The organism is Arhodomonas sp. KWT, from assembly GCF_010993615.1.
The window spans coordinates 1-2,623 of record NZ_WNXE01000195.1 but is presented as its reverse complement, the minus strand read 5'-3'; the positions used below and the strand labels follow the sequence as shown (position 1 = coordinate 2,623).

At 73.1% G+C, this 2,623-nt stretch carries 1 protein-coding gene; it reads left to right on the top strand.

What is annotated here, in order from left to right:
* Positions 1-72: 72 nt before the first annotated feature.
* A partial coding sequence (locus tag G7A99_RS16450; RefSeq protein WP_163142128.1) for an FAD-binding and (Fe-S)-binding domain-containing protein occupies positions 73-2,623 on the top strand: 2,551 nt, incomplete at its 3' end.

Here is a 2,623-nt window from a genome sequence, read left to right as displayed (position 1 = left end):
GACAACATCAATTTAAATAGGCTTTACGCCATCAATAATCTGACAACTATCTCCGTGGAGCGAGAGCGGGCCGTGATTCCCCCGACCCTCAAGGCATTTGCATCGGCGCTTACCGACGGCGGCTTCGAAGGGGATGTCAGCGACGACATCGCCGACCGGATCGCACTGTCGACGGACAACAGCGTCTACCAGGTGATGCCGTCGCTGGTGATCGCGCCACGTCACCGGGGCGACTGCGAACGCCTGATGGCGCTGGCCGCGGAGGAACGCTTCGCCACGGTGCGCTTCGCCCCCCGCGGCGGCGGCACGGGGACCAACGGCCAGTCCCTGAGCGACCAGGTGCTCGTGGACACCAGCCGGTACATGAACCGGATCCTGGAGATCGACCCGGAGGCCGGGCGCGTGCGCGTCGAGCCCGGCGTGGTCCTCGGCCAGCTCAACCGCGCCCTCGCGCCCTACGGGCTGTTCTTCCCCCCGCACACCTCGACCGCCAGCCGCGCCACGGTCGGCGGCATGGTCGGTACCGACGCCTGCGGCAAGGGCTCGCGGCGCTACGGCCGTACCGGGGACTACGTCCTCGGCGCCTCGCTGGCGCTGCCCGACGGCCGGCGCTACGAGTTCCAGCGCTACACCGCCGCCGAGGCCAGCGCTGCCGAGAACGCCGGCACCCGCGCGGCGAGCGCGCTGCGCGCCATCGTCTGCCCGCACCGCGAGGCGATCCGCGACCGGTTCCCGGCAATGAGCCGCTCGCTCACCGGCTACAACCTGCGCGACGCCTTCCCGGAGGACGGTACGGTGGACCCGGCCCGGCTGATCGCCGGCGCGGAGGGCACCCTCGGGCTGGTGACCGAGCTGAGCCTGCGGGTGATCCCCGCACCCCGGCACCAGGCGCTGGTGGTGGTGCGCTACCACGATTTCGACGACGCCCTCGCCGACGCCCACCGGCTGCTCGAGGCCGAGCCCTCGGCGGTGGAGACCCTGGACCAGCGCATCTTCGAGCTGGCCCGCGCGGACGGCGACTGGCCGGCGGTGCGGGAGGCGCTCGCCGGTGACCGCGCCGACGACGCGCCGCCGCTGGTGACCAATTTCATCGAGTTCCGCGACAGCGACCCGGCCGGGGTGGAGGCCGCGGTCGAGCGTCTGCGCACGGCGCTGCAACGGCGCGACGACCACGCGGGCTTCCACGTCACCGACGACGGCGGCCTGATCGCCCGGCTCTGGGGGGTCCGCGCCAAGGGCGTCGGGCTGCTCGGGCGCACGCCGGGCCGGCGCAAGCCGGTGCCCTTCGTCGAGGACACCGTGGTCCCGCCGGAGCACCTGGCGGACTACATCCGCGAGTTCCGCGCGTTGCTCGACCGTCACGGCGTGGACTACGGCATGTTCGGCCACGTCGACGTCGGCTGCCTGCACGTGCGCCCGGCGCTGGACATGACCGACCCGGAGGACGCGAAGCGCCTGCGCGCGATCAGCGACGAGGTCGTCGAGCTGGTGGGCCGCTACCACGGTCTGCTCTGGGGCGAGCACGGCAAGGGCGTGCGCGGCGAGTACACCCGCACCTTCTTCGGCGACGAGCTCTACGGCGTGCTCGCCGCCGTGAAGCGCTTCTTCGACCCGGACAACCGCATGAATCCAGGCAAGATCGTCGCCCCCGACGCGGCCCCGGAGGGCGTGTGGCGCATCGACGGCGTGCCCATGCGCGGCGAACACGAACGCAGCGTCCCGACCGCGGTCCGCGACGAGTGGACCAAGGCGTTCGAGTGCAACGGCAACGGCGTGTGCTTCGACTGGGACGTCGCCCAGGTCATCTGCCCCAGCTACAAGGCCACGCGCGAGCGCGTGCACTCGCCCAAGGGCCGGGCGACGCTGCTGCGGGAATGGCTGCGCCGCCGCGAGACCGGCGACGGCGGTACCGACGAGATCGCCGAGGCCACCTACGAGGCCATGAACGGGTGCCTCGGCTGCCGCGCCTGCGCCACCCAGTGCCCCATCCACGTGAACATCCCCGAGATGCGCTCACGCTTCCTGGAGGCGTATCACCGGGATCACCGCCGCCCGGCGCGGGATTACCTCCTCGGCGCCATGGAGCACCTGATGCCGTTGATGGCCGCCGTGCCGCGACTTACCAACGGCGTGCTCCACGGCGCCGCCGGCCGCGCCCTGGCCGGCCGCCTCGGCCTGCAGGCACTGCCCCGCCTGCCCGGGCGCCGGTCCCGGCCGCGGATCGAGGGCGTCCACTGGCCGCGGCGCCAGGGCGAGGCGCTGGCTGCGCTCGCCGCCGGCGGGCCCGCGGTGGCGCTGCTGGCGGACGCCTTCTCGCGCTACCTGGACCCCCGGGTGCTGGAAGCGGCGGTCCGGGTCATCGCGGCAAGCGGCCACCGCGTCGTCGTCCTGCCCTACGTGCCGTCGGGCAAGGCCCTGCACGTGCAGGGCTTCATGAAGCGCTTCCGGGACCGCGCCCGGCACAATCAGCAGCTCCTGGCCCGGGCGGCGGAGACCGGCGCGACCCTCGTCGGCATCGAGCCGAGCGTGGTCGTGGCGGTGAACGAGGACTACCCCGCCGGCGGCCCCCGCGTACACCAGCTCGCGGCCTGGCTCGCCGGGCACGCGCCGCCGGGCGGCGCCA